This is a genomic window from Terriglobus albidus (assembly GCF_025685425.1).
Lineage (GTDB): Bacteria > Acidobacteriota > Terriglobia > Terriglobales > Acidobacteriaceae > Terriglobus > Terriglobus albidus.
On the sequence record NZ_JAGTAS010000054.1, the window covers coordinates 1 to 25,222 of the forward strand.

At 58.8% G+C, this 25,222-nt stretch carries 21 protein-coding genes; 6 read left to right on the top strand and 15 right to left on the bottom strand.

Annotation, left to right across the window (positions count from 1 at the left end; genetic code table 11):
- Together OHL21_RS13010 and msrP are read right to left on the bottom strand one after the other, a co-directional pair.
- Positions 1–1,045, bottom strand: a 1,045-nt coding sequence (locus OHL21_RS13010) for a TonB-dependent receptor plug domain-containing protein (RefSeq protein ID WP_263417708.1), incomplete at its 3' end; no start/stop codon positions are given.
- A gap of 436 nt (positions 1,046–1,481) precedes the next feature.
- On the bottom strand, positions 1,482–2,423 hold the full coding sequence (gene msrP / locus OHL21_RS13015) for a protein-methionine-sulfoxide reductase catalytic subunit MsrP (RefSeq protein ID WP_263417709.1): 942 nt from the start codon (positions 2,421–2,423) through the stop codon (positions 1,482–1,484).
- A gap of 115 nt (positions 2,424–2,538) precedes the next feature.
- Between msrP and OHL21_RS13020 the strand changes: the two genes are divergently transcribed.
- From OHL21_RS13020 to OHL21_RS13030, 3 genes are all read left to right on the top strand, one after another.
- On the top strand, positions 2,539–3,993 hold the full coding sequence (locus tag OHL21_RS13020) for an FAD-binding oxidoreductase (RefSeq protein WP_263417710.1): 1,455 nt from the start codon (positions 2,539–2,541) through the stop codon (positions 3,991–3,993).
- Between the two features lie 113 nt (positions 3,994–4,106).
- Positions 4,107–5,318, top strand: coding sequence for an FAD-binding oxidoreductase (locus OHL21_RS13025; RefSeq protein ID WP_263417711.1), 1,212 nt, complete (start codon positions 4,107–4,109; stop codon positions 5,316–5,318).
- Between the two features lie 5 nt (positions 5,319–5,323).
- Positions 5,324–6,679, top strand: coding sequence for a (Fe-S)-binding protein (locus OHL21_RS13030; RefSeq protein WP_263417712.1), 1,356 nt, complete (start codon positions 5,324–5,326; stop codon positions 6,677–6,679).
- 239 nt (positions 6,680–6,918) lie between these two features.
- On the opposite strand, the gene aceB is transcribed toward OHL21_RS13030, so the two are convergent.
- Positions 6,919–8,523: a malate synthase A gene (aceB, locus tag OHL21_RS13035; RefSeq protein ID WP_263417713.1), complete on the bottom strand. Its 1,605-nt coding sequence runs from the start codon at positions 8,521–8,523 to the stop codon at positions 6,919–6,921.
- 102 nt (positions 8,524–8,625) lie between these two features.
- Between aceB and OHL21_RS13040 the strand changes: the two genes are divergently transcribed.
- Positions 8,626–9,837 (top strand): DUF2264 domain-containing protein, encoded by a 1,212-nt coding sequence (locus tag OHL21_RS13040; RefSeq protein WP_263417714.1) that lies wholly within the window; start codon positions 8,626–8,628, stop codon positions 9,835–9,837.
- 386 nt (positions 9,838–10,223) lie between these two features.
- Here OHL21_RS13040 and OHL21_RS13045 read toward each other — a convergent pair whose 3' ends face one another.
- From OHL21_RS13045 to OHL21_RS13100, 12 genes are all read right to left on the bottom strand, one after another.
- Positions 10,224–10,763, bottom strand: coding sequence for a c-type cytochrome (locus tag OHL21_RS13045; protein ID WP_263417715.1), 540 nt, complete (start codon positions 10,761–10,763; stop codon positions 10,224–10,226).
- 6 nt (positions 10,764–10,769) lie between these two features.
- Complete coding sequence (locus OHL21_RS13050; protein WP_263417716.1) at positions 10,770–11,558, bottom strand: 2-keto-4-pentenoate hydratase; 789 nt, start codon at positions 11,556–11,558, stop codon at positions 10,770–10,772.
- A gap of 41 nt (positions 11,559–11,599) precedes the next feature.
- Positions 11,600–12,493 carry a uracil-DNA glycosylase gene (locus OHL21_RS13055; RefSeq protein WP_263417717.1) on the bottom strand — a complete coding sequence of 298 codons (894 nt, stop codon included), beginning with the start codon at positions 12,491–12,493 and terminating at the stop codon, positions 11,600–11,602.
- 9 nt (positions 12,494–12,502) lie between these two features.
- The gene (gene rpoZ, locus OHL21_RS13060; protein ID WP_263417718.1) at positions 12,503–12,706 is read right to left on the bottom strand and encodes a DNA-directed RNA polymerase subunit omega; all 204 of its coding nucleotides are present in this window, start codon (positions 12,704–12,706) and stop codon (positions 12,503–12,505) included.
- 111 nt (positions 12,707–12,817) lie between these two features.
- Entirely contained in the window at positions 12,818–13,483 is a 666-nt protein-coding gene (gmk, locus tag OHL21_RS13065) for a guanylate kinase (protein ID WP_263417719.1), read from the bottom strand.
- Positions 13,484–13,801: 318 nt separating this feature from the next.
- Positions 13,802–14,707 carry a YicC/YloC family endoribonuclease gene (locus tag OHL21_RS13070; protein ID WP_263417720.1) on the bottom strand — a complete coding sequence of 302 codons (906 nt, stop codon included), beginning with the start codon at positions 14,705–14,707 and terminating at the stop codon, positions 13,802–13,804.
- Complete coding sequence (locus OHL21_RS13075) at positions 14,704–16,551, bottom strand: ABC transporter ATP-binding protein (protein ID WP_263417721.1); 1,848 nt, start codon at positions 16,549–16,551, stop codon at positions 14,704–14,706. Before OHL21_RS13075 ends, OHL21_RS13070 begins: the two co-directional genes overlap by 4 nt.
- 67 nt (positions 16,552–16,618) lie before the next feature.
- Positions 16,619–17,521: an RNase adapter RapZ gene (rapZ, locus tag OHL21_RS13080; RefSeq protein ID WP_263417722.1), complete on the bottom strand. Its 903-nt coding sequence runs from the start codon at positions 17,519–17,521 to the stop codon at positions 16,619–16,621.
- Positions 17,522–17,533: 12 nt separating this feature from the next.
- On the bottom strand, positions 17,534–18,184 hold the full coding sequence (gene hpf / locus OHL21_RS13085; RefSeq protein WP_263417723.1) for a ribosome hibernation-promoting factor, HPF/YfiA family: 651 nt from the start codon (positions 18,182–18,184) through the stop codon (positions 17,534–17,536).
- Between the two features lie 36 nt (positions 18,185–18,220).
- On the bottom strand, positions 18,221–19,801 hold the full coding sequence (gene rpoN, locus OHL21_RS13090; RefSeq protein ID WP_263417724.1) for an RNA polymerase factor sigma-54: 1,581 nt from the start codon (positions 19,799–19,801) through the stop codon (positions 18,221–18,223).
- Positions 19,802–19,913: 112 nt separating this feature from the next.
- A complete protein-coding gene (gene lptB / locus OHL21_RS13095) occupies positions 19,914–20,639 on the bottom strand; it encodes an LPS export ABC transporter ATP-binding protein (protein ID WP_263417725.1) in 726 nt (241 codons plus the stop codon).
- Positions 20,639–22,816, bottom strand: a complete 2,178-nt coding sequence (locus tag OHL21_RS13100) for an LptA/OstA family protein (RefSeq protein WP_263417726.1) — start codon at positions 22,814–22,816, stop codon at positions 20,639–20,641. Before OHL21_RS13100 ends, lptB begins: the two co-directional genes overlap by 1 nt.
- A gap of 39 nt (positions 22,817–22,855) precedes the next feature.
- On the opposite strand from OHL21_RS13100, the gene OHL21_RS13105 reads away from it, so the two are divergent.
- Both OHL21_RS13105 and guaB read left to right on the top strand, forming a co-directional pair.
- A complete protein-coding gene (locus OHL21_RS13105; protein ID WP_263417727.1) occupies positions 22,856–23,482 on the top strand; it encodes a hypothetical protein in 627 nt (208 codons plus the stop codon).
- A gap of 157 nt (positions 23,483–23,639) precedes the next feature.
- A complete protein-coding gene (gene guaB / locus OHL21_RS13110) occupies positions 23,640–25,157 on the top strand; it encodes an IMP dehydrogenase (protein WP_263417728.1) in 1,518 nt (505 codons plus the stop codon).
- The last annotated feature ends 65 nt before the right edge of the window (positions 25,158–25,222 follow it).

The window sequence follows — 25,222 nt, forward strand, 5'->3', positions numbered from 1 at the left end:
TCAGCAGCGTGTTGCCGGAGACAATGTGGTTCCACGTCGCGGCATAGATCCCGCGATTCCCTGTGTACGTCGTGCTGACGTAACCGGGATCCTGGTTGTCCAACAGATTCGGGTGCAGGGCGATCTTATCGTTGCCACCGATATACAGGCCGAAGACCGTGTCCTTTCCAGTCGGATGCGTATCCACGCGTGCCAGTGTTCCGGAATAGACCGGCGCACCGCCGATGCCGATGTCGTCCGTAAAGTAGTTGATCACGCTGCGGCGATACTGCGTGAGAAATGCAGCCTTCTTCCCCAGCGGATGGCTGAAGATCGCACCCATGCCGGCATAGCCCATGTCCATCTGCAGATGCCGTTTCTGCGCAGCCGGCGCAGCGGTGTTCACACTGAGAACGGAGGACAGAGCGCCACTGTACTTTGTGCTGTAGAGCGCCTTATGCAGGCTGACCGATGAGACCGCGTCGGTATCAAGCATCGACACAAAGCCACCCGAAGAATTGCTCGTGCTGAGGTGGTTGATGTTCGCAATTTCAACGCCGTCGACAACATACAGATTCTCGATCGGGTTACCACCATTCACCATGTAGGTGTTTCTGGAGTCGGTATCGAAGGTTACGCCAGGTTCCGTCATCAGGAAGCGAGGGATGTCGTTATAGGTGCCAGGTGCTGCCTGCATCTCGGCGCTTGTTGCCTGCAATGTGATAGCAGTGTCGGTCTGCAGAATCTCGTCTGCGGAGTGGCCTTCCACCGTGATGGAGGCGATTGCTGTGGGGATGACGGCGGCTGCGGGTGCAGCTTTCGTTCCGCTTGATGCGCCTGCAGCGGTCGATACAGATGTTGAAGAGGATGCAGTTGCAGCAATTGCTGCTGCTTTGGTTTTCATCGCCAGCGAGGCTCGCTCACCTGTAAGGCGCAATGGTATTGCGTTCTTCGCGATCTCCACCGGAGAGGGCGTCTTGTGTTTGGAAGTTTGTCCGACGACTGAAAATGGCAGCATAACAACCAGTACAGCAACAGCTCGTATTTTTAATTTGTACGTAGTCATCTTGTCCTCTCCTTCAAAAGAACGGGGGAGACCATGCAGCAAGCTGCTAGTGGCAGCTAACGAAGCAATCGCTATGCCACGGACACACGACTCCATAGAGACGCAGGGATCAAGTCCCTTACGCCTGCAGGCTACGTGCAATCTTTTGCAGACTTTTTCCCCTGCCTAGCGGCAGCGTCTGATCCAGAACGGAGCAGTCGGTCAGAGGAGAATTTGTTGCAGCATCTTCTTCCGCTGCTTATTTCTTCGGCGCGGAACAGCGAGACTTTAGGCGTGACTCGTTTCGCTCAACTTTTTGCGATCGACATTTCAACTGCAATAGTGGCAAAGACTTGCAGTGCGGCAAGCATAGAAAATGCGCCCTCGGTCGGGCGCATTACGTTACATCTGACTAATTTCACGCAAAACAGTTGTAATGAACTGCAGCTAATTACTTCTAATAATTCTTATGAAGATCCATACCGCTGTATAAGCCGGCAACTTCATTACCGTAACCATTGAATGGGAGGGTCGGTACCGTTCTGGGAAAGAGGGAAGCATCGATCTTGCGTTCATTCGCCTGGCTCCAGCGCGGATGGTTGTGCTGCGGATTCACGTTGGCGTAAAAGCCGTATTCCGTTGGAGCAAGATCATTCCACGATGTGTGCGGCTGCTTATCGAGGAAGCGAATCTTCACGATCGACTTTGCAGACTTGAAGCCATACTTCCATGGAATGATGATGCGAATCGGAGCCCCCTGCTGATTCTCGAGCGTCTGTCCATATGAGCCGAAGGTAAGCAGCGTGAGCGGATGCATCGCCTCGTCCATACGCAGCCCTTCCGAATACGGCCACGAGATTCCAGCAGAATCCGGCAGGTCCATCTGCTTCCGATCCGCCAACGAGATGAACTGAATGTACCTGGCGCTTGGCAGAGGGTTGCATGCCTTCACAAACTCTGAGAACGAATAGCCTACCCAGGGAATCACCATGCTCCACGCCTCAACACAGCGAAAGCGATAGACCCGATCTTCCAGCGGACGGTAGTTCATGATGGTGTCGATGTCAAAGGTCAGGGGCTTCTGAATCTGACCCTCCACCTGCACGGTCCACGGGCGTGGCTTCAAACGGTGCGCGTTGGCCGCAGGATCACCCTTGTCGACTCCGTACTCATAAAAGTTGTTGTAGCTGATTGCCTTCTTCAAAGGCGTCGGCGTTTCACTGAGTGAGAACTTTCCCGGGGTCGTCTGCAGCTTGGTTGCACCCCAGAGCCCCTGTGGCGCTATCACGCCGGCGCCCGCCACGGCAGCCGCTCCCGCCAGGAACCCTCGACGGCTCAAGAACTTCTCCTGCGGAGTGATCTCGGAAGATGGAATCGCGGTAGTGGTGTTGATCAACATGGCTGTCTCCTCGTTCGGTTGTCTGACGCTCTGGACGGCTTTTTCGTTACAGTACGCTTTTGGGTGGGTTCGAATGTCACCAAATCATAGTGTCGGCCAGTATGCTAGGTGTGCCATGCTTTCGGCAGAACTTCTTACCGCCTTTTCCCAGATTGTCGGTCCGCGCGGCCTGATTACCGCTCAGAACCAGTTGCAGACCTATGAATGTGATGGCCTTACGGCCTTCCGTGAAGCCCCCTCTGCCGTCCTGCTGCCGGAGACCACCGAACAGGTACAGGCAATCCTGCGTCTCTGTAGCCGCCACAAAGTTCCATTTGTGGCGCGCGGTGCCGGCACGGGACTGTCGGGCGGTGCGTTGCCGACTCACGGTTGCGTCGTCATCGGCTTCTCCCGCATGGCGAAGGTCCTGAACATCGATCTCGTCAACCATCAGGTGACGGTGCAGCCCGGAGTCATCAACGCGAACGTTACCGCCGCGGTCGCAGGCGCCGGATTCTTCTACGCTCCGGACCCCTCTTCGCAGACGGTGTGCACTATTGGCGGCAATGTTGCCGAGAACGCCGGCGGAGCCCACTGCCTGAAATACGGCTTCACCGTCACTCACGTTCTGGAAGCGACAGTGGTTCTACCATCCGGCGAGCTGGTAACGCTGGGCAGCAAATCGCCCGATGCTCCCGGCTACGATCTTCTCGGTGTCTTTATCGGAAGCGAAGGGACGCTCGGTATCGCCACCGAGATGACCCTACGCATCGTACGGAAACCCGAAGCCATCCAGGTGCTTCTGGCGGCCTTCCCCTCCATCTCAGCCGCGGCGCAGACGGTCAGCGACATCATCGCTGCCGGGCTTCTGCCCTCGGCGATGGAGATTATGGACCGGCTCGCCATCGTTGCCGCGGAAGCAGCCGTACATCCTAACTATCCGATGTGTGACGGTCTGCTGATTGTCGAGGTCGACGGTCCGTCCGCTGAGGTCAAGCTGCAGGCGGAGCAGGTGCTGGAACTCTGCGGTAAAAACGGAGCTCTCGAGACACGCCATGCCGTCGACGAAGCTGATCGTCTTCTGATCTGGAAAGGTCGCAAGGCAGCCTTCGCCGCCGCCGGCCGCCTGAGCCCGAACTACATCGTCCAGGATGGCGTCATTCCCCGGACGACGCTTCCTGTCGTTCTGGAGAAGATTGCCGCCATGGCCAACGCGGAAGGTCTGCGTGTTACGAATGTCTTTCACGCCGGAGATGGCAATCTGCATCCTATCGTGCTCTATAACCGTGACAATCCGGGGGAAGAGGAACGCGCCATTGATCTCTCGATGCGCATCCTCGATCTTTGTGTCGAAGCCGGTGGCTCCATCACCGGGGAACACGGCGTCGGCCGCGAGAAGCAGTGCAGCATGAGCTACATGTATGCCCCCGCCGATCTGGCGACGATGCAGCGCGTGCGCCGCGCCTTCGATCCCAACAACATTGCCAACCCGGAGAAGCTCTTCCCCACGCCACGTCTCTGCGGTGAACAGAGCCGTGGTCACTATGTCCCACACCCGGTGGAAGCCTCCGGCATTGCGGAGGTCTTCTAGAGCATTTCTCCTGTTCCTGGGTAGCCCGGAAGAGGAGTTCAGTGGCGTTCTCATTGCGGAAAACGCCCATAAATGCGGAAGCCCTACTCTACACCCACAGGAGAAATGCTCTAATGCCGGTAATCACCCATCTCGCTGAACATCTGGCTCCACTCGTTGGCCATGAGTTTGTCAGAGAAGACAACGGCGTCTTCGTCGTTTCTCCCAAAGACACGCACGAGGTTGCCGCGGTGATAGGCTTCGCCGACCACCATGGACTCAAGGTACGGCCCACCGGAGGCCGTACGAAACTTGCCTGGGGGGCCGCGGCCGAGCCGCAGATTGAGCTCTCTCTCCAGCGGCTGAATCAGGTTGTCGATCATCCATGGCAGGACCTCACCTGCACCGTACAAGCGGGTTGTACCTGGGAGACGCTGCAGCAGACACTCGCGCGGCATGGCCAGTTTGTGGCGCTGGACCCGCTATGGCCGGCTACAGCAACGGTTGGGGGAATCTGCGCCACCAACGACTCCGGAGCTTTGCGCCATCGCTACGGGTCTCTACGCGATCTGGTGCTTGGCATGACGATCGTATTGGCCGATGGGACCATTGCCCGCACCGGCGGCCGCGTGGTGAAGAATGTCGCCGGTTATGATCTGCCGAAGCTGATGGTCGGCTCGCGCGGCACATTGGCCGTCATCACCGAGGTGACCTTCCGTTTGTATGCTTTGCCGCGCTACGCGCAAAGCTTCACGGTAACCGCTGAAATCGCCAGGAAACTTGCGGCTCTGATGCAGGCGATTCGCGATAGCCACCTGGCGACACAGGCTCTACAGTTACGTGGAGATGCGTCTGGTTTCGCGTTGGATATTCAACTCAATGCGCATCCCGAAGCGAAGCAGGAGGCTATGCTGGCAGTCCTCGCCCGACAACATGGCGTGACGATCCATCCGTCATCGCCCGATGTATGGAGATCCCGCGAAGACCTGATGAATACGCCAAATGCCTTTCTGGTGAAGGTGACCGGAAAGGCGTCCGAGCTTTCATCCAATGCAGCGGAAGTTGTCCAGCTTGGAGGGCGCTGCGTTGCGCAAGCGATAGGCATTCTCTACGCCAGTTTCCCGAATATAAGCCAAACGTATTCCGCGCTGGGAAGCCTCTATGCGCATACCGATGCCGGTTCCATGACAGTCTTGTCGGTTCCTCAAAATCCACAGGACGATTCAATGCCGCCGTGGGGCGCGAAAGAGCCTTCTCCACTGACGATGCTCGTCAAACAGCAGTTCGATCCCAACCAGACACTCAATCCGCTGGCCATTGAGCCAGCACCGCAACCGGTCCGCTAGCCATCATGTCTCATCTGCACCAAATCGAACCTCCTGCCAAGCCCTCGGCCTTTGACCCGCATCATCCGCCATCAAAGGAACTGCTCTCCGACTGCGTTCATTGCGGCTTTTGTCTTCCCGCATGTCCCACCTATGTTCTGTGGAGCGAAGAGATGGACTCTCCTCGTGGACGCATCTATATGATGACGAAGGCCGCGCAGGGCGAAGCCGGCCTGGATCAGAACTTCCGCACACACATGGACAATTGCCTGGGGTGCATGGCCTGCGTGACCGCTTGCCCCTCCGGCGTGCAGTACAACAAGCTCATCGAGGATACGCGCTCCCAAATCGAGCGCAACATCCCGCGCTCGACCGATGACTCTCTCTTCCGCAAGCTGCTCTTCGCCACCTTTCCTCATCCGGCGCGGCTGCGTCTGATGGCCTATCCTATGCTGGCCTATCAGCGGCTTGGGTTGCAGAAGCTTGTCCGTGCCACGGGGCTTCTGAAGCTGCTACCCAAACGTCTGCAGGCGATGGAAGCGCTGCTGCCTCGCGTGCCTGACTCGCTCTTCCGCAGCCACATCACGCTCTCCAATAAGGCGAAGACGGCCGACCGACCGCGCGTTGGCCTTCTGACCGGTTGCGTACAGCAGGTCTTCTTCCAGCATGTGAACGAAGCCACGGCACGGGTACTGGAGGCCGAGGGATGCCAGGTCGTCGTTCCTGAGAACCAGCAATGCTGCGGAGCCCTGATGGTGCACACCGGTGTCGAGGATGAAGCTCTGCGAATGGCCAAACAGACCATCGCCCAGTTCGAGGCGGCCAACGTCGACTACATCGCCATCAATGCCGCCGGGTGCGGTTCCACGATGAAAGAGTACGGTTTTCTGCTGCGCGACGACCCACAATGGGCGGAACGAGCTGCGGCTTTTAGTGCTAAGTGCCGCGATATCTCGGAGCTACTGAGCGTCCTCGAACCCCGCAGCCCAAGGCATCCCCTGCCCTTGCGGGTCGCCTACCAGGATGCCTGCCACCTACGCCATGCCCAGGGTATCTATGCCGAACCGCGCGGTCTGCTGAAGACCATCCCCGGTCTCGATCTCCGCGAGGTGCCCGAGGCCAATCTCTGCTGCGGTTCGGCGGGTATCTATAACCTGGTTCAGCCAGACCCGGCGGCCGAGCTTGGTGACCGTAAGGTCGATAACCTGCTCTCGACCGAGGCCGAGGCGTTGATCTCCGCCAACCCTGGCTGCCTGCTGCAGCTCCAGGCTGGATTGCGCCGCCGTGGTCATGCGGAGATTCCAACCTTTCACATGGTGGAGCTGCTGGACGCGAGCATCCGCAATCTCTCAGCAGAAGAGCTGCTGCATCGCCGCGCCTGATAATGGAACTCCGATCTTCCCGTCAGCCAGGTAACCGTTGCCGGCATTATGCCTGTGTAGACCGAATCGGTGGGAGCCGTGCGCTTTCAGCCCACCGTTTTTTCGGCTCTATAGATAATGGCTTTCAGCTCTGGCCTTTTCTCCATCAAAGCTAGACCCAGGGCTAAATCCCGGTTTTTCTATAAGCTCAAATCAGCGGGCTGAAGCCCGCTGCTCCCATCCTTTATGCCTTCCCTAGCCTAAGCGAACGTCTCTTCCCGCAGCACCTGCGTATACGCCGGCAATGTAAGGAACTCCGGGAACTTCTCTGCCCGGACAAGGTCCCGCATCAACACTGCGGCTTTTTGGTAGGACTCACTCCGCTCCGCATCCAGTGTCGGCTTCAGCTTCTCCAGCTCCTCATCGATGATCTGCTCGACAAGTTCTGCGGTTACTTCACGGTCATCGTTCAGCTTTGCATGATGGTGAATCCACTGCCAGAGCTGCGCGCGGGAGATCTCTGCTGTGGCCGCATCCTCCATCAGGTTGAAGAGCGGCACGCAGCCGATGCCGCGCAGCCAGGCTTCCACGTATCCAAGACCAACGGCAACGTTCTGGCGCAAACCTGCTTCTGTAATCTCTCCAGTCGGTATCTCCAGCAGATCGGCAGCGGTCGCAGTGTAGTCCGGCAGCTGTTTCGCAATCTGGTTGGGTTGCGGCATGATGCGGTTGAAGACCTCGAGCGCTACCGGCACCAGGCCGGGATGCGCCACCCAGGTGCCGTCGTGTCCGTCGGTGGCTTCGCGCTCCTTATCGGCGCGCACCTGCGCCAGGGCCTTCTCGTTCGCGACCGGATCTGACTTGATGGGAATATAGGCGGACATGCCGCCCATCGCATGAATCTGGCGGCGATGGCAGGTCTTGATGCAGAGCTTCGAGTAGCTGCGCATGAAGTGCGTCGTCATGGTTACCTGGCCGCGGTCTGGCAACAATACGCTGGTATCGGCAGCGAGCTTCTTGATGAACGAGAAGATGTAGTCCCAGCGGCCACAGTTCAGACCTGCCGAGTGGTCGCGCAGCTCGTAAAGAATCTCATCCATCTCAAAGGTCGCGAGAATGGTCTCGATCAGCACCGTCGCGCGGATGGTGCCCTGCGGAACCCCCAGCAGATCCTGTGCCTTCACAAAGATCTCGTTCCACAGGCGAGCTTCAAGATGCGACTCCATCTTCGGCAGGTAGAAGTACGGCCCGCTGCCGCGTGCCACAAGCTCCTTGGCATTGTGGAAGAAGTACAGACCGAAATCGAAGATCGAGCCCGACATCGGCTCACCATCCACGATGATATGCCGCTCCTCCATGTGCCATCCGCGCGCGCGGACGAACAGTACTGCCGTCTGCTCATTGAGCTTGTAGCTCTTGCCCGTCTTCGCATCCTCGAAGGTGATGGTGCGTCGGATCGCATCGCGCAGATTCGCCTGGCCATCAAGCAGGTTGTTCCACAGAGGTGTGGACGAGTCTTCAAAGTCTGCCATGAAGACCTTTGCGCCGGAGTTCAGCGCGTTGATGATCATCTTCCGGTCGACCGGACCGGTGATCTCCACGCGGCGGTCCTGGATATCGGCCGGGATCGGAGCGCAGCGCCAGTCTCCCATGCGGATATGCGCGGTCTCATGCAGAAAGTCAGGCTTCTCCCCGGCGTCCAGACGAGCCTGGCGCGCAACGCGCGCCGCCAGCAGCTCCTTACGGCGCGGATTAAAGGCGCGGTGAAGCTCAACGATGAAAGTAAGTGCTTCAGGAGTGAGGATTTCGGCGTGAGCGGCTGAGACGGGGGCGTTGATCGTGACACCGGCGATGTTCGGATTCATGACTTGGATATAGTACTTCGCCACGGAATATCATGCGAAGCGAAGGCATGTGAGCCAATCTTCGTCCGTCAGAAGGTTGGACCACACGCCCAGGGAGATTGGATGGATCGGCGTGAGTTTGTGACAGGTGCAGGACTGGCTCTGGCAGCCGGTATGGCGCGTGGTGAGAAAACAGGAACAACCGAACCCACCACTGACATCCGGCAAGAGTGGATTGCGAGGGTGGAAAAGACCGCAGGTCCCGTACTCACAGCCCTGAGCCAGCGCCGCCTGAAACAGGTAATGCCGGTCGAATGCAAACCGGGTCAGGAAGAGTCGCGCAGGCTCTGCACCTATCTCGAAGCCCTGGGACGCACGCTCTGTGGCATCAGCCCATGGCTCGAGAGCGGCACCGCAGGCAAATACGCCGAGCTGGCGCGGGAAGCCATCGCCGCCGGCGTCGATTCCGCATCGCCCGACTACATGCCCTTCGGTTCCATCGCGCAGACTCTGGTGGATGCCGCCTTCCTGAGCCTGGGCATTCTGCGAGCTCCGAAAGAGCTGAACCAGAAGCTCCCCGAGAAGACGAAGCAACTGCTGATCAAAGGATTGCAGCAGACGCGCACGCAGAAAGCGGGTATGAGCAACTGGTTGCTCTTCGCAGCGACCGTTGAAGCCGCGATTGAGGCCTTAGGCGGCGACTGGGAGAAGGCTCCCGTGGAGCTGGCCCTTGCAAAACACAAGGAGTGGTACCTCGGCGACGGTGTCTACGGCGACGGCCCTCACTTTCATGCCGACTACTACGACAGCTTCGTTATCCATCCCTTCATGCTGGCTGTTCTAGAAAGCCCGGTCGGCAAAGTGGGCGTCGGGCCAGAGCTCGCCGAGGTCGAGCCGAAACGCGCCATGCGCTACGCCGCCATCCAGGAACGAATGATCGCCCGTGACGGCACCTGGCCGGTCGTAGGCCGGTCTATCGCATATCGTTGCGGAGCCTTCCATCTACTCGCTGACATGGCACTGCGGCAACAGCTCCCGGAGCATGTGGCTCCCGCCCAGGTCCGCGGTGCGCTCACAGCAGCCATGCGCGCCTCTCTGGGAGCACGCGGCACTTACGATTCCAACGGCTGGCTGACGATTGGCCTGGCTGGGCACCAGCCATCACTGGGAGAGCCCTACATCTCCACCGGTAGCCTGTATCTATGCCTGGAGGCTTTTCTCCCGCTTGGTCTGCTGAAAGATGCGCCATTCTGGAAGGATGCTCCCGCAGAGTGGACGACACGGAAGGTCTGGGCCGGGCAGGATCTGCCGAATGATCATGCGGTGGATGTTTAAAGAAGAATCGTCTCCGGACATCCTTTGCAGATCGAAGCAGGACGCAAGAGAAGCCTTCGAAACCTTATCGGCGCTTCCTGTTTCGCACCGCAGGTGCGAATGCCGTGCTTAAGGGGACGGCTTCAGCCGTCCCGTAGGAATCTCTACGCAATGGCGGCTTTTTAGCCGCTGAGGTGAGGTTTTGTTTGTCATTTCGGAGCGCCGCTGAGGGACATACATCGCCCTCAGCGGCTGAAGCCGCTTTCTCGTCAGGGCAGATACGGGACGGCTGAAGCCGTCCCCTTAAGCAAGGCATTCGCGCTACAGCGCGAAATGGTTGTGCTACGCACAACGTTGTTTGAATCGCTCTTCTTTGTGATTCCGAGCGAAGGCGAATGAATCTATTCCTATTTCCCGATCGGCTTCGATACAGCCTCTTCCGCCGCGGCAGGAAGTGGTTTGTCAGCCTTTGAGAGCAGCAATGAGACCTGCCAGAGTTGGGTATCGCTCAACAACTTCTGATACGAGGGCATACCCGTCAGCCGGATACCATTCTTCGCTCGCCAGTAGGTCATGCCTGGCTCATCATCGCTGACGCCCACCACGCCGTTCTTGTGCTTCTCCCAGAGCTGCGGTGCGCGCGGATACATGGACGCGCCAAACGACGAAGGATGCTCCTTCAAACCGTGGCACGAGGCACACTGCTCTCGATAGATAGTTGCTCCTGCAACCAGATTCTCATCGCTTGCAGGAATGGCCGGCTGCTTCGGCATCTCCGCCTCCATACGAGCGTGCAGCGGAACACGAACAATCTGCTTTTCAAAGGGAAACGCATCATCGGCAACGGCGACCGGGGGACGTCCGAAGGCGAAGTACGCGTAAGCGATTGCAGGCAGCACCAGAAGACCGGCGACGATTCCGAGGATGAAAACGATAGCGGAGCGCATAGAAGGCTAGCTTGCGAAAGAAAGCTTAACCGATCCTGAACTTGTAAATCGAACAGCCGCTTCGGATCCAGGCGTCGCGGGCGTATTCCCGGTCCACGATCCCGTTGTGATCCACTGCCCGGCGCGAATGCCGCCGGTGCGCTTCGCTCCCTCATTCACCACCCAGGAGAGCAGGCGCATCAGGTCCGTGCCGCCGGGGTTCGAGCCCGTACGCTCTACGCGGATCACCCCGTCCACCGCCAGTTCGACCGATTCCAGCGCCCAGTCAACGCTCTTCCAGTTCTCGATCGCCGGCCCGTGCACAAAGGCGCCGTGGAACTGCATGTCGGCAGAGACCGCAAGACGAGGCTGCTTCCCAGGCTCGGTATAGGCCGACTCCAGCACCTCGATGACGGCGTGTGCGGAAGAGATCGCCTCAGCGATCTCTTGGTTCGCATAACGCATCGCTCGCGCCGGAAGATCCTTGGCAAAGTGGAAGGCGATTTCACCCTCCAGAATCCGCAGGCGATGCATTGGATTGATCAGGGTCGATCCGGACGCAGCCATCCAGATGAGCGGCATGGGAGCGAAGAACGGCTCGGCATCGGGCGAAGCCGCGCCTACCTTGTACCCACCTACATCACCGTAGGCGGCCATCATCTCGTCCTGTACGAAGTACGCCTCCTCCATGGAGGACGGAACAAGATGCTCCGGCAATGCATCGATCGTCTTGCCCGTGCGGCGGGCATCCAGCAGCAGGTCGGCCAATGAACGAAGGTGTGACTCACGTTCCGCGGTGAGGATGTTCTGCGACATAGCGTCTCTTTTCTCCTGAACTACTGCTTCGCGCTCCTGAACTACTGCTTCGCGGGAGGCTTCAGACCCAGTTCCCGCATCACCATCTGCAGGTCTTTCCAGGCTTCGCCCTTCATCCGGGGGTCGCGCAGCAGAAATGCGGGATGGTAAGTCACCGCCACTTTGGCTCCGCGCGCCGTGTGCCACGTGCCACGCAGCCCGGCCAGCGCCTGCTTCCGTCCCAGCAGGTACGTTGCCGCCGTGGAGCCGAGAGCCACAATCACCTTCGGCTGTACAACATCGATCTGTTTGATCAGGAACTGGGAACAGGTCGTGGCTTCCACGTACTCCGGCGTCCGGTTTGCCGGCGGACGGCACTTGACGATATTGGCGATATAAACCTGCTCACGCTTTATGCCCATCGCCGTGATCATGTTGTTGAGCAACTGCCCGGCCTTGCCCACAAAGGGCAGCCCCTGTGCATCTTCATCGGCGCCGGGGCCTTCCCCGACAAACATGAGCGTAGCGTTCGGGTCGCCGTCGGCGAACACAATCTTGCGGCGTCCGCCATAGGCAAGCGGACAGCGGGTGCAGTCGCCGATCTCATCCTGGATCAGCTTCATCGCAGCCGCACGATCGGCGGCGGGAACCGTCGTCGTCGGCAAAGGAACCAGTTCATCAAAGGAATACAGCTTGGGAATGGGAGGCTCTCTCAGCTCCGGCGGCAGCATCTGCGCCGGTTGTGGCTCGCGGTCATCGATCTCCGGCGCAGTAGCAGCCGCCACCGGCACCGGTGTTGGTACGGGAGCGGAAGGCACAGGCTGCTCGATAACCGCAGAGGTCTGTTGCGTCTGCGGAGCCGGCTCGCTCCAGCGATAGAACTCATGTACGCCAAGGTCGCGGAAGTACGCGACATAGGCCCGCAGCCGCGCGGCGGCCTCAGGCGTGTAACTCATAGAACGATCTTAAATCACAGACTCAATGTCGGGCTTCAACTCTGTTTTGGGAACGACGAACTTTACCTGCCCGGAGAGAATCTCGTCCTGGGCAACACGGCATGCCTTCATCGATTTGGATGCGATCAAGGGAGTGGCACCCGACTGCAGTTGACGTGCACGACGCGCCGCGCCCTTAACCAGGCTGTACTTATTGACGAGCTTTGTATCCATTGCTAGCCTCCGTATGCAAGCAATGTACCCGCTTGCACTGGACTCGCCAAGCAGGAATTTAAAGCTGTGGATATTTGAGGTCGAATTCGGGAACGAAAATACCAGGACGAACTATTCCGTCGCAAAGCTGCGGAGAGAATGCATCAGCCGCTCCGACATTGCCGAGGTGCGACAAGACTGTGCCAGTTCACGCAAATAGCGTCCCTCTTCCCCACGCTCGGTCACAACAACCGCCTTCAACTCCGTTACCGCCTGGTCCAGCACATCATTCACGACGGCGTACTTGTACTGCTCGAGGAACTGCAGTTCGTTCCGCGCCTCTGTCAGCCGCCGCTGAATCACCGTCTCGTCGCTCATGTTCTCGGCCAGCGACCGGTTACGCAGCCGCATCTCCAACACCTGCGGGCTGGGCGGCAGGATAAAGATCGAGACTGCGTCCGGCATCTTCTGCATCACCTGCATCGCCCCCTGCACATCGATATCGAGCAGAAGGTCGTGGTTGTGCTGCCGGGCATGATCCAACGCCGAACGCGCCGTTCCGTAGTAGTTGCCGAAGACCTCGGCCCACTCCAGGAACTCATCGCGGGCGATCATCGCCTCAAAGTTCTCGCGCGTCGTGAAGTGATACGCCTCACCATCCACCTCTGACCCACGCGGTGCGCGGGTGGTGTAGGAGACCGAAAATTCAAGCCCCGCCACAAGCGAGCGAACGTTGGCCACAAGAGTCGACTTACCCGAGCCCGAAGGCGCGGAGATGATGAAGAGAATGCCTGCCATCAGAAGGAATGTTTCTTTTCAGAAGTGTACATAACGCGATTGTTGATCTGACAGATCCAACAGTTACGGGGCTGGGCTGAATGACTGAAACTGGTGGAAGCAGCGGGCTTCAGCCGCTGATAAAGGCGTTTAAAAACAAATAGGCTTTAGCCCTGGGCCTCCTCTGTCCGTCAGGCCCAGGACTAAAGCCTGTTCCTATGTGGTCTGATAGACCGTGGGCTGAAGCCCACGGCTCCCACCGTTCGAACTTCGCTCGTATCCCAGTTCCGTGATAGAGACGAAATCTTATTCAATCATTCAATGATTCAATTTCCCTGTTTATTCAAGGTTCTGTACCTGTTCCCTTGCCTTTTCAATGACCGTCTTCAATTCCAGACCAAGCTCGGTGATCCGGAGACCGTTCGCCGTATTGGCTCCGCTGGTTTTGGAGAGGAGCGTATTTGATTCCCGGTTCAGCTCCTGCAGCAGGAAGTCGAGCTTCTTCCCCAGCTCCCCGCCGGCGGCGAGCAGTCCACGAAAGTGGTCGACATGGGTCTTCAGCCGGACGATCTCCTCTTCCACGTCACTGCGTTCAGCCATTACCGCAGCCTCGGAGAGCAGGCGTTCTTCGCTGATATTGGCGCCTTCGGTCAGCTCTGCAATCCGGCTCCGGATACGTTCGTAATAGCTGGCGCGTACATCGCCACGCAGCGTGTTGACTTCATCCGCCACGGCTCCGATCCGCACCATGCAGGCATCGAGCTCGGCTACAAGGGCCGCGCCCTCCTGGGCCCGCATCGCTCGCAGCGAGGCGATCAGCGGTTCCACCTCCTGCAGCACCGCCGCCTCAATCTGCTCCGGCTTCAGCTCAGAGTCTTCGCCATCTGAGCTGAAGACGCCGGGCATACGCAGAATGCTGGCGAGGTCCGGTTCCCCGGAGAGATTATTCTCCTCTGCCGCACGACGGTACGCCTCAACATACGCGGCCACGACGGCACGGTCGTACTGTAGTGTGCGCTGACGCTGGCGGTCGAGCTGCAGCGTTACCTCGACGTGGCCGCGGCGCAACTGCTCTTTGAGCAGCTTGCGAAGCTGCATCTCCAACGCATCGCAACCGGCCGGAAGGCGCATGTGCAGATCGAGGAAACGGTGGTTGACACTCTTCAACGAGAGCGTAAATCCAACGCCCTCAGCCACACTGCCTTGAACACGGGCAAAGCCCGTCATCGAATATGCAAGACTCATGCGGTTCCTTCCGCAACAGTTTCAACAGCCCGGTCGTTCACGAACTGCAGATCATACAGCCGCTTGTACGTTCCGGAGAGCTGTAGCAACTCCTCGTGCGACCCAATCTCGGTGATCTGCCCTTGTTCGATCACGACGATACGATCGGCACGGCGAACCGTGCTCAGCCGATGCGCGATCACAAAGACGGTACGTCCCTGCATCAGATTAGCCAGAGCGGCCTGTACCAGGGCCTCGCTCTCCGTATCCAGAGCCGAGGTGGCCTCGTCCAGAATCAGGATCGGCGCATCCTTCAACAGCGCTCGCGCAATGGCCAGCCGCTGCCGTTCACCACCGGAGAGGCGCGCGCCCTTTTCGCCGATCATCGTGTCGTAGCCGTTCGGCAACCGCTCAATGAAATCGTGCGCCAGAGCCGCTTTCGCAGCCTCCTGTACCCGGGCTAACGGGACATCAGGCTGCCCATACGCGATGTTGTTGCGTACCGTGTCATTGAACAGAACGGTCTCCTGGGTCACCTTGCCGATCAACTTGCGCAAGGATGCGATGGTGACATCGCGCAGATCGTGGCCATCGACCGTAATCGCGCCTTCGGTCACATCGAAGAAGCGTGGAATCAGATTTACCAGAGTCGACTTTCCTGCGCCGCTGGGGCCGACAAACGCGATCACCTCGCCACGCCGAACTTCCAGATCGATGTCCCGCAGTACCTGCTTCTGCTCATGATCGACCTCATACGCAAAGCCGACATGCTCGAAACGGATCTCGTTCTGGAAGCCTGGCAACACAAAAGCCTTCTTCTTCTCGCGGACATCGTCCTGTGCGTCCATGAAATGGAAGATCTCTTCGCTGGCGCCCAGGGCCTGCTGAAAACTGTTGTAAAACATCGCGCACTTCCGCACCGGGTCATACAGAGTGAAAACAGCAATCAGGAACGAGATGAACGAACCGGCAGTCATCTCATGTGACCGGATGAGGCCGCGGCCCAGCAACAGCAATAAAGCAATCGCCACGGAGCCGATGGCATCCATCAGCGGAGAACTGATCGCCTGCACACTGACGCTCTTCAGGTTGGCGCGGAACAGACGCCGTGCCGCTGTGCGGAAACGGTCCATCTCCCAAAGTTCCATCCCGAAGGCCTTCACGATGCGGTTGCCGGTGATGGTCTCGTGCAGGATGTTCTGAATCTCGGCCAGCTTGTCCTGTCCCTTACGAGTCGTAGACCTGACGCTGCGCCCGATGCGACGTGCCGACGAAAGGACTACCGGCACGAAAAGCAGCAACACCCAGCTCAGCTTGCCGCCCATCAGGATGACGACGACAACCGTCCACACCAGAGTGAAGAACTGCTGCAGCAGTTCACTCAACACGGCGGACATAGCGACCTGTACTTTTTCGATGTCGTTGATCAGCGTCGAAAGGAGTGTGCCCGTTGAGTGCCGCTGAAAGAACGCGACCGAGCGCCGCAGCACGGCGTTATACAGGTCGTTTCGAAGATCGGTGATCATGCCAAAGCCGGCATAGTTCACCAGATAAGTTCCTACGTAATCACAGACGCTCTTTAAAATCGCCGAGCAGACCAGAGCGTAGGCGATTACCGTCCAGGCATTGTGGAAATGGCTGGGAACGAGCCATTGCAGATTCAGCGAGATATTCCGATGGGGGATCGGGATATTCAGTACATTGGGCGACGGAGAATCCGGCGCAAGCACGTTATCGAAGATCGGCTTGACCAGCAGAATGCGGAAGGCCGCCATGGCGCCGACCGTCGCCATCAACACGACAGAAGCCAGCGAGTAAAGCATGTATGGCCGCGCATACAGCAGCAGCCTCCAGATGCGCCTCAAGTGCGCACCCCCAGCCCGGCGTTGGTGATGGGAGACATCGGTTTTATTCTAATCAGCCCGCTGCCGGTCAACGCGGCATATCCCTGTGGCCGCTCTTGACGCGATAACCCGCGGCCTCCAGCCGTTTCTTCATCTCTTCGGCGATTGCGACCGACCGGTGCTGGCCACCGGTACATCCGAAGGCGATCGTCAGGTAACTTTTCCCTTCCTTGACGTAGAACGGCAGCAGAAATTTCAGCAGATCGGTGGTCTTGTCCAGGAACTCCTTGGTCTGGGGAAAGCGTTTGACGTAGCGCGCCACCTTCGGGTTCAGCCCCGTTTCTTTCCGGAACTCGGGGATGAAGTGCGGATTCGGCAGAAAACGCACATCGAAGACAAGATCCGCTTCCGGCGGCACACCATTCTTGAAACCGAAGCTGATGGCGCTTACCAGCAGGTTCTGATCGGTATCTCCACGATCAAACTGCTGGTTGATGTGGGTGCGCAGCTCGTGGACATTGAACTTGGTGGTATCCAGAATGACGTCGGCCACATTCCGGAGTGGGTCGAGGCGCTTCCGTTCCCGCTGAATCGACTGCAACACCGTATCGTTCCGTCCCAGCGGATGTGGCCTGCGCGTCTCACTGAAGCGACGCAACAGTACCTCATCGGTCGCCTCCAGAAAGACAACCCGCGTATCCAGCACCTTGCGGACTTCTTTCAGGATTGCGGGAAACGCGTCGAGCTTCATGCCCTCGCGCACATCCACTACCAGAGCGGCACGGTCAATCTCGTGCGACTGTCGCACCAGGTCGGCAAACCTGGGGACCAGTTCCAGCGGCAGATTGTCGACCGAGTAGAATCCAAGGTCCTCAAATGCCTTCAGAGCGCTGAGCTTGCCGGAACCGGACAAGCCCGTCAGAATGACGAGCCTGTCCTTTCCGTCCGATTTTTTCTTTGGGGATGCCGCCCGCGTACCCTTCTTTGGCATGCAGAGATGCTACTACGCCGGCGTCTCAATCAGCTCCATCTTGCCATCACGCATACGATGCAGCACCAGCAACTGCCCCGTCCGGTTACGGAAGATAAAGATGTCTTTATCGCGAAAGTGTGCTTCCTTCAGCGCTTCCTCCAGCGTCATAGGGCGCATCGCCACCGAATCCAGAGAGCGAACGACGTGTGGCTCCGGCAGGCTGGCTGTTTGCGGAAAGCTATGCGCTATCACGGCGACCTTGCCGTTGGCGTGGCCGTTCAGCTTCGATTTTCTAGCCGCCGGCACTGTTGGGGCCTTGTCCGACGCGGCGCGGGCTTCGTCACCGCTCAGCCGGACGGTGCCCGCCGTCAGCTTATCTCCCTGAGGATGACGTTTCCGTGTCACGATGGTCTTCTTCAACTTCAAGATCTGCTTCTCGATCTTGTCCAGAGCGTCGCGCAACGCGATCTCCACTTCCGGTGAGACGCACAAGGCGGCGATGTCTTTCAGCTTGGTCTTCAACGTGATTTCCACGCTGCAGCGATACTTTTCGCAGTTTAAAAAGATGTGGACTTTGGCCGTATCATCAACCAGCTTTTCAATGCGCTTCAAACCCTCTTCAGCCTGGGCCTTCAGCTTTTTTGTAACAACGACCTTTCGTGCGGTGTATTCCACGTGCATCTTGGGCACCTCTTTCTAAGGTCTGGTTAGACGCGATTAGCGTACTCTGCGTTTATGCGTACTGGGAATCTGCATTTCTTCCCGGTACTTTGCTACGGTACGACGAGTAATCTGGATTCCCTGACGCTGCAGCTCGGCAGCCAGGTAGTCGTCCGTATAAGGTTGGCGCGGATCTTCTTCTTCAATCAGCTTCTTTACCTTCCGTTTGAGCAATACGAGGGGAAGGTCGCCACCTTCAGGCCCATTCACTCCTTCCGAGAAAAAGAAGCGAAGCTCATATACGCCCTGCGGCGTATGGACATATTTGTTCGACACCGCGCGACTGACCGTAGAAGGATGCACGCCGATCTCCTCGGCGACCTCCTTGATCATCATCGGCCGCAAACCATCGATGCCCTTTTCGAGAAAGTCATGCTGGCGGCGCACAATCGCCTCGCAGGTGCGCACGATCGTATTCTTCCGCTGCTCGATGTTCCGCAATAGCTGAATCGCCGAACGATACCGCTCCTTGACGTACTCCTTCAGATCACGGTCGGCATCCTTCTGATGCATCATGCGGCGATAGCCCGCATTCAACCGCAGCGCCGGCATATCCTCCTCATTCATCACCACCACGTACTCATCGCCGCGCTTTACAAAGGCGACATCGGGTTCAATCAGCCGCGTCTCCGTATTGTTGTAGCGCTGGCCTGGACGAGGATCGAGCGAGCGAATAACATCCACCGCCTCCTGCACGGTCTCAGGAGATTGCGCGCACTCCTTCACCAGCTCGCGCATGTCCTTCTTCTGCAGCAGAGCCAGATGCTGCTGCACGATCGCATCAGCAATCCTCATGACACAACCACGGTGCTCTGCCGCCAGCTTCTCAACATCCTCGACCCGGCGATCGATCTCGACGGAGAAGTCGTCCTCATGCTCCTTCTGTGCCCGATAAGCGGCACGCCGCTCGGCAGCCGCCTCGGCCTCGCGTTCACGGGCGGCGAGCTGCATCAGCAGGCATTCCTTGAGATCACGCGCTCCCACACCTGCAGGGTCGAGTGTCCCGATCACCTTGTGGGCTTCCTCCAGTGCAGCCTCGGGATGCTCAATCCCCTGCTCTCGTAAAGCCGTGGCCAGCTCTTCGTCGGTAGCGACAAGATATCCGTTCTCGTCCAGGTTGCCGATCATCAGCTCCGCGGCAGCCCGAACCTCATCCAGCAAGTGGACAGAGCCGAGCTGCCACAGCAGATGGTCTGTCAGCGTGCTTGGTTTGGAAAGGAAGTTTTCGAAGGAGGGCTTGTCCAGCTCCTCACCGCCGAGATTGCCCGTCCGGAAGCCGGGGTCAAGATATTCCTGGAAGTAGCTGCCGAAGTCGATCTCTTCAAAGGGATCTTTCTCTTCCTTGGCGGCAGTCTCTTCGACGGTTCGCTCGCGGTCGCCCTCGCGCCCGGCGAGCTCTTCGAAAGAAGGATCGTGGCTCTCGATCTCCTCAAGGACAGGATTCTCGACGATCTCAGTATTGATCATCTCCTTGAGTTCAAGCTTGTTCAGCGCCAACACGCTGACCATCTGCATCAACCCAGGGGTCAGTACCTGGCGTTGGGAGATCTTTACGTTGAGCTTGGGTTGGAGGAGCACTCTTTGTTACTGGATCCCTTTCTTTATCTCCGCGGCAGGGGTGTCTCCGACCGTGTGCCGTAGTCTACACCCGCATGCAGGCTTGTAAAGTGGTTGCCATCGCGTGGTTGTACTACAACGAAAAACCCTCTCCCAAATAGATTCGCTTGACCTCTGGATCGCGTCCAAGTTCCCCGGGAGTTCCCTCCCGGAAGATTTTGCCCTCATTAATGATGTAAGCGCGGTCGGTGACACTCAGCGTCTCACGAACATTATGATCTGTGATCAAAACTCCGATCCCACTTGTCTTCAGGTCAAAGATAATCTCCTGCAAATCCAGTACCGCGATGGGATCGATTCCCGAAAATGGCTCATCCAAAAGGATGAAAGCCGGCTGGATGCACAGGCACCGGGCGATCTCCACGCGACGGCGCAGACCGCCGGAGAGCGCATACCCCTGCGTCTTGCGGACAGGCCCCAGGTTGAGCTGCTCGATCAGCTTTTCCAGGCGCGTCCGGCGGGTCTCCGGCGAGAGCTGTTGCGCCTCCAGAACCGCCATAATGTTTTCTTCGACCGAGAGTTTGCGGAAGACCGAAGGCTCCTGCGGCAGGTAGCTGATACCGAACTTCCGGGCTCGCATGTACATGGGAATCCGGCTGATGTCCGCTCCGTCTGAGAGCACCCGGCCGATATCTGGCCGAACCAGACCCACCATCATGTAGAAACTAGTGGTCTTTCCCGCACCGTTGGGGCCCAGCAGGCCGACGACCTCGCCCTGGCTGACGTGCAGGCTGACGCCGCGTACTACTGGCCGGCCGCCATAGCTCTTCCCGATCTCATCTGTTGACAGCCTGCGCATTACTTCACCTGCGTTTCGGTGCGCACACGCCGGTCGCTCGCGCCCGATACAACCACGCTACCATCCGCTGCGTGGAAGCTCAATTGCGTCCCGGTGATCGTCCCCTGTTGCGGATCTACCACTTTGGGAGATCCCGTAAGAACGGCCAGTCCATCGGCCGCCGTATAGACCAACTGGCTCCCCGTACCCCGGCGCTGGCCTTGTTCAATCACAACATCTTCTTTGGCCACTACCCGTTCCACATTGCCGCTGAAGTCAGCCGTTTTTGCCTTGGAGGGGGAAAGAAAGACCGTCGCCTGTCGCGCGCTGACGGTACCGTCGGCGCTCTCCATCCGGACAGGTCCGGCAAACTCCACCTGATGTTGCGCTTCGCTGAAGCTCATCTGGCGGGCCGCGATGCGATAGACCGTCGAGGGACGCTTCGGCGTAGCCGCCGAGACCAGCACCGCCCGCACCATACCGTTGCCTGCCGCAGCCAGAGCCGTATGTTTGCCGCGGTCGAGCGTGATCGTGGGAGCCTCCACCTGAGAATTCGACTGCCACATACGCGCGGGGCGGGCTCCGCCGGTAAAGATCACCAGTTCGTCCTGGGGCTTCCATTCAGCCCGGTCCGCGATGACGTGCATAGGATCGTTGCCGCGGGTATAGTTCGCCTTTACATTGCCAGTGGCCCAGGCCTGCTGCGTCTGACGCTGCATCTGGATCCGTTGCGCCTCTACGCTTCCGTCTCCATCGCCGACACGGGGATGGCCGGTCAGCTCAATGAGGCCATCCTGTTTCAAGACGGCCAGGTCTCCCGTGGCTTTGGTCTGGCGGGACTGCCCCTTCACCACGCTGGCCTGCGTCACCGTCACGCCACCGGACATTGTGCCCGATTCCACTTCACTGGCGGCATTCAGAGTGGCATCGATGCGATCCGAAGCGCCGGTCTGAGTAACACCCTTCGCCGAGAGCGACTCCATGCGGGCATGCCCCTCACCATGGACGTGGGACGCACGAGGCCGCCGGTCGCCGGCAAACTGCGCCGTCAGCAGTTCAGCCTGGAAGTGGCTGCGGGCGCCATCGGCAACGCTCAACACATTGGCATCTCCCTGGGCGACTGCGGAGCGCAGCACTGAATTCTTCTCCACCTGCTCGAAGTGCAGGTCCACTTTGGCGGCACGCAAATCTCGCGAAGTTCTCTTCCCCTCCGCATCCGTCAGCTGCACGCCGCCAATCAGGTGGGCCACCTTTGCCACGCCGCCTGGCCCGAACTCCACCAGAGCCTCTGCCGCATCGCCGCGTGAAATCCGTTCGCCCGTGTTCTGCTCCGTGTGCACTGCCCCCTGAAGCCGAACCCGTTCCGGTTCGCTGCGGGCGCTCAGCCATGTCTCACTCCGCTGTGCGGTCAGCAAACGGCCATTGTCTGAGGTTATCTTTAGCCCACCGGAGGTCTCAATCCGCTCGGCCGACCCATCCCGGCGGAGATGCACGATCGCCTCAGCCGCTTCTCCGACGGAGTCACCCTGCACCATCCGGGTCTGCTTCAGTTGCGCAATCTGTCCCTTGCGGTCGAGCTGGGCCCAGCCGGCGAACATCTGGATCTGACGGCCCTTGGCCTCGGTCGTCGCATCCACGGCCGAATGCAGTACCAGCAGCCCGGTATCGGTGCTGTAATCCGCGCCTGTAGCGTGGCCGCTTACCCCTTTGGCGGCAAATTCGATTGGTTTCTCAGTAGCGGCGAGACCCAATTTCTGCAGAAAGACCAGGCCACTGGTCTTCACATGAACAGCCGCTTGATCTTCTTTGCCTTCGGGAGAATCAAGGTCAAGGTGCACCTCGCCATCCGCCTGGATGACACCATTGTTCTGGTCGTAAACGAACTCATTGCTGCTGATGCGATCGATCCGGGAGCCGTCATGCACGGTAATACTGACGTCGTGCAGCGTTACTTTTCCATCGGTTCGCTGAATCATCTTCGACGCATGCACGGTAAACATCGTGCGGCCCTTGATGCTCTGCGAGTAGGTGAATCCATTCGTCGACTGCTTGATGTCGGCTCCGAGCTGCTGCGGCAGCCGTTTTAGAAAACTGCCCGTCCGGTATCGCGCATAGCCAATGAAGCCGGCCACCAGCAAGAGCAGCGCGCCCGCACCGATCAGCAGCCACATCCGCAATCGCTCAATCGTTATCCGCATTCGTGCCACATCTATTCTCTCACCGGCCTACAATGAAGCATGAGCGATCAACTCTATCTTTCCCTCTGGTTCCCGAACTTCCGGCTGGAGGCGTTGCCCGCCGCTCTGATCAGCGTCCTGCAGCAGTTTGCCCGTATCTCAGGCGATAGCCGCGTCTCCGCGGCATCCGCGATTCCCATTGACTGGACCGAGTCGCCCATTTATCAGCGCATCTATGTCAACGACGAGCGTTCGGAGGAAAGCGATGACGCCAAAATCGAAAATGCCATCCGTGAAGCCACCGAACAGCTCCACGACGACACCGCCTACGAGTTCGAGATGAAGTGGCAGCTCTGGCTGCCCGAGTCCGTCGAGGGATTCGACACCACCTGGCGGTTGCAGCCCTATACCGTCAAGATCACCGGCTTTGGACCGGAGTTCGACGAAGGCGCCTACGACCAGAACGGCCACATCCGCGTTGACTTTGGACTTGACACCCCCTGGGTTCTGGAAGACGAGGAACTCGACAAGACGGCCCAGCAGAAGATCCAGCAAAACATCGAGAAACTTCTGGCCTTCACTCTGTCGGTTGAGAAACATAGCGGCATCTCCAGCCGTCTGCTCTGGACCGAATCCGGAGAGCCGTTGGCCGAAAAGCTGGTTGCCAGCCTGCAACGGCTGAACTAGGCCCGATCCACAGGGACGAGCAGGATCAGTAGCTTAGACACGATTGGCGGGGATCCGGCACACCTGTTTGACCCAAGTACGGTAAGCTATCAGGAAACTTTTTCGTCAACACCCCTCAACCCGGCGCGCAACGGCGCCACGAGGAATCTCACACTTTATGATCGTGTCACCCGTACCTGAGGCACTTACCTTCGACGACGTCCTGCTCGTTCCTGCGTACTCCGACGTTGTCCCTACGCAGGTTTCCACGCAGGTCCGTCTTACCGCCAACATCATGCTGAACATTCCGCTGATGTCGGCCGCGATGGACACCGTAACCGAGTCCCGTCTGGCCATCGCGATGGCACAACAGGGCGGTATGGGCGTTGTCCACCGCAACCTCTCCATTGAGGCCCAGGCAAGCGAGATCGATAAGGTCAAGCGCTCTGAGTCCGGCATGATCGTCGACCCGGTCACCATCGGACCCGATCAACCCATCTCCGCCGCCCTTGAGGTCATGCGCCGCTACAAGATCTCCGGCGTTCCGGTGACGCAGAATCGCAAGCTGGTCGGCATTCTGACGAACCGCGACCTCCGTTTCGTCTCCCGTACCGACCTCCGCATCGACGAGGTGATGACCAAGAGCAACCTCATCACTGTCCCGGTCGGCACGACATTGGGACAGGCGGAAGAGATCCTCCACCAGCACCGCGTGGAGAAGCTTCTGGTGGTCAACGACGCCTACGAACTGAAGGGTCTGATCACTGTCAAAGATATCCAGAAGAAGTTGAAGTATCCCAACGCCTGCAAAGACGGCCAGGGCCGTCTGCGTGTTGCCGGAGCCATCGGCGCCACGGGCGACTTTCTGGAGCGCGCGGCTGAGTTGATCAAGGCGCGCGTCGACGCGTTGGCCATCGACTCCGCCCACGGCCATTCCAGCCGCGTTCTCGAAGCCGTCGCCGAGTGCAAGAAGCGCTTCCCTAACGTTGATCTGATTGCCGGCAACATTGCCACCTACGAAGGCTGCGCTGCTCTCATCGAAGCCGGCGCCGACGCCGTGAAGGTAGGCATTGGGCCTGGCTCCATCTGCACCACCCGCATGGTAACCGGCGCGGGCATGCCCCAGATCACCGCAATCTCTGAGGCCTACCGTGCCGCCGATGAGCGCGGTATCTCCGTCATCGCTGACGGCGGTATCAAGTACTCCGGTGATATCACCAAGGCCATCGCCGCGGGCGCCTCCATCGTCATGATGGGTTCGCTCTTCGCCGGCGTGGACGAGTCCCCGGGTGAGACCATCCTCTACCAGGGCCGCAGCTTCAAAGCTTACCGCGGCATGGGTTCACTCTCTGCAATGGCGCAGGGATCGGGCGAGCGCTACTTCCAGGGCAAGGACGACATGACTCCGTCTGAACGGCAATCCATCACGGCTCCCGAACAAACGAACTCCAACCGCCTGGCCAAGTTCGTTCCTGAAGGTATTGAAGGCCGCGTCCCACATCGCGGACCGCTGGAGAACATGGTCTACCAGCTCGTCGGCGGACTGCGCTCCGGCATGGGCTATCTGGGTTGCGGCACGATTCCGGACCTGCAGAAGAATGGGCGCTTTATTCGTATCTCCGGCGCAGGTTTACGCGAGTCGCACGTCCACGATGTCATCATCACGCGCGAAGCGCCCAACTATCACGTCGAATAGAGCATTTCTCCTGAAGGTGTAGTGCAGGGTTTATGCATCTGTGGGCGTTTTCCTCAATGAAAACG

Bases quoted from the DNA above. Each gene is read 5' to 3' on its own strand.
- OHL21_RS13020 (WP_263417710.1), top strand. From the start codon at position 2,539: ATGCTTTCGGCAGAACTTCTTACCGCCTTTTCCCAGATTGTCGGTCCG.
- OHL21_RS13100 (WP_263417726.1), bottom strand. From the start codon at position 22,816: ATGCGGATAACGATTGAGCGATTGCGGATGTGGCTGCTGATCGGTGCG.
- OHL21_RS13055 (WP_263417717.1), bottom strand. From the start codon at position 12,493: ATGAGTTACACGCCTGAGGCCGCCGCGCGGCTGCGGGCCTATGTCGCG.
- rapZ (WP_263417722.1), bottom strand. From the start codon at position 17,521: ATGCCAAAGAAGGGTACGCGGGCGGCATCCCCAAAGAAAAAATCGGAC.
- hpf (WP_263417723.1), bottom strand. From the start codon at position 18,184: ATGCACGTGGAATACACCGCACGAAAGGTCGTTGTTACAAAAAAGCTG.
- OHL21_RS13070 (WP_263417720.1), bottom strand. From the start codon at position 14,707: ATGAGTCTTGCATATTCGATGACGGGCTTTGCCCGTGTTCAAGGCAGT.
- lptB (WP_263417725.1), bottom strand. From the start codon at position 20,639: ATGCGCAGGCTGTCAACAGATGAGATCGGGAAGAGCTATGGCGGCCGG.
- aceB (WP_263417713.1), bottom strand. From the start codon at position 8,523: ATGAATCCGAACATCGCCGGTGTCACGATCAACGCCCCCGTCTCAGCC.
- OHL21_RS13045 (WP_263417715.1), bottom strand. From the start codon at position 10,763: ATGCGCTCCGCTATCGTTTTCATCCTCGGAATCGTCGCCGGTCTTCTG.
- OHL21_RS13050 (WP_263417716.1), bottom strand. From the start codon at position 11,558: ATGTCGCAGAACATCCTCACCGCGGAACGTGAGTCACACCTTCGTTCA.
- OHL21_RS13105 (WP_263417727.1), top strand. From the start codon at position 22,856: ATGAGCGATCAACTCTATCTTTCCCTCTGGTTCCCGAACTTCCGGCTG.
- OHL21_RS13030 (WP_263417712.1), top strand. From the start codon at position 5,324: ATGTCTCATCTGCACCAAATCGAACCTCCTGCCAAGCCCTCGGCCTTT.
- OHL21_RS13025 (WP_263417711.1), top strand. From the start codon at position 4,107: ATGCCGGTAATCACCCATCTCGCTGAACATCTGGCTCCACTCGTTGGC.
- OHL21_RS13040 (WP_263417714.1), top strand. From the start codon at position 8,626: ATGGATCGGCGTGAGTTTGTGACAGGTGCAGGACTGGCTCTGGCAGCC.
- gmk (WP_263417719.1), bottom strand. From the start codon at position 13,483: ATGGCAGGCATTCTCTTCATCATCTCCGCGCCTTCGGGCTCGGGTAAG.
- guaB (WP_263417728.1), top strand. From the start codon at position 23,640: ATGATCGTGTCACCCGTACCTGAGGCACTTACCTTCGACGACGTCCTG.
- rpoZ (WP_263417718.1), bottom strand. From the start codon at position 12,706: ATGGATACAAAGCTCGTCAATAAGTACAGCCTGGTTAAGGGCGCGGCG.
- msrP (WP_263417709.1), bottom strand. From the start codon at position 2,423: ATGTTGATCAACACCACTACCGCGATTCCATCTTCCGAGATCACTCCG.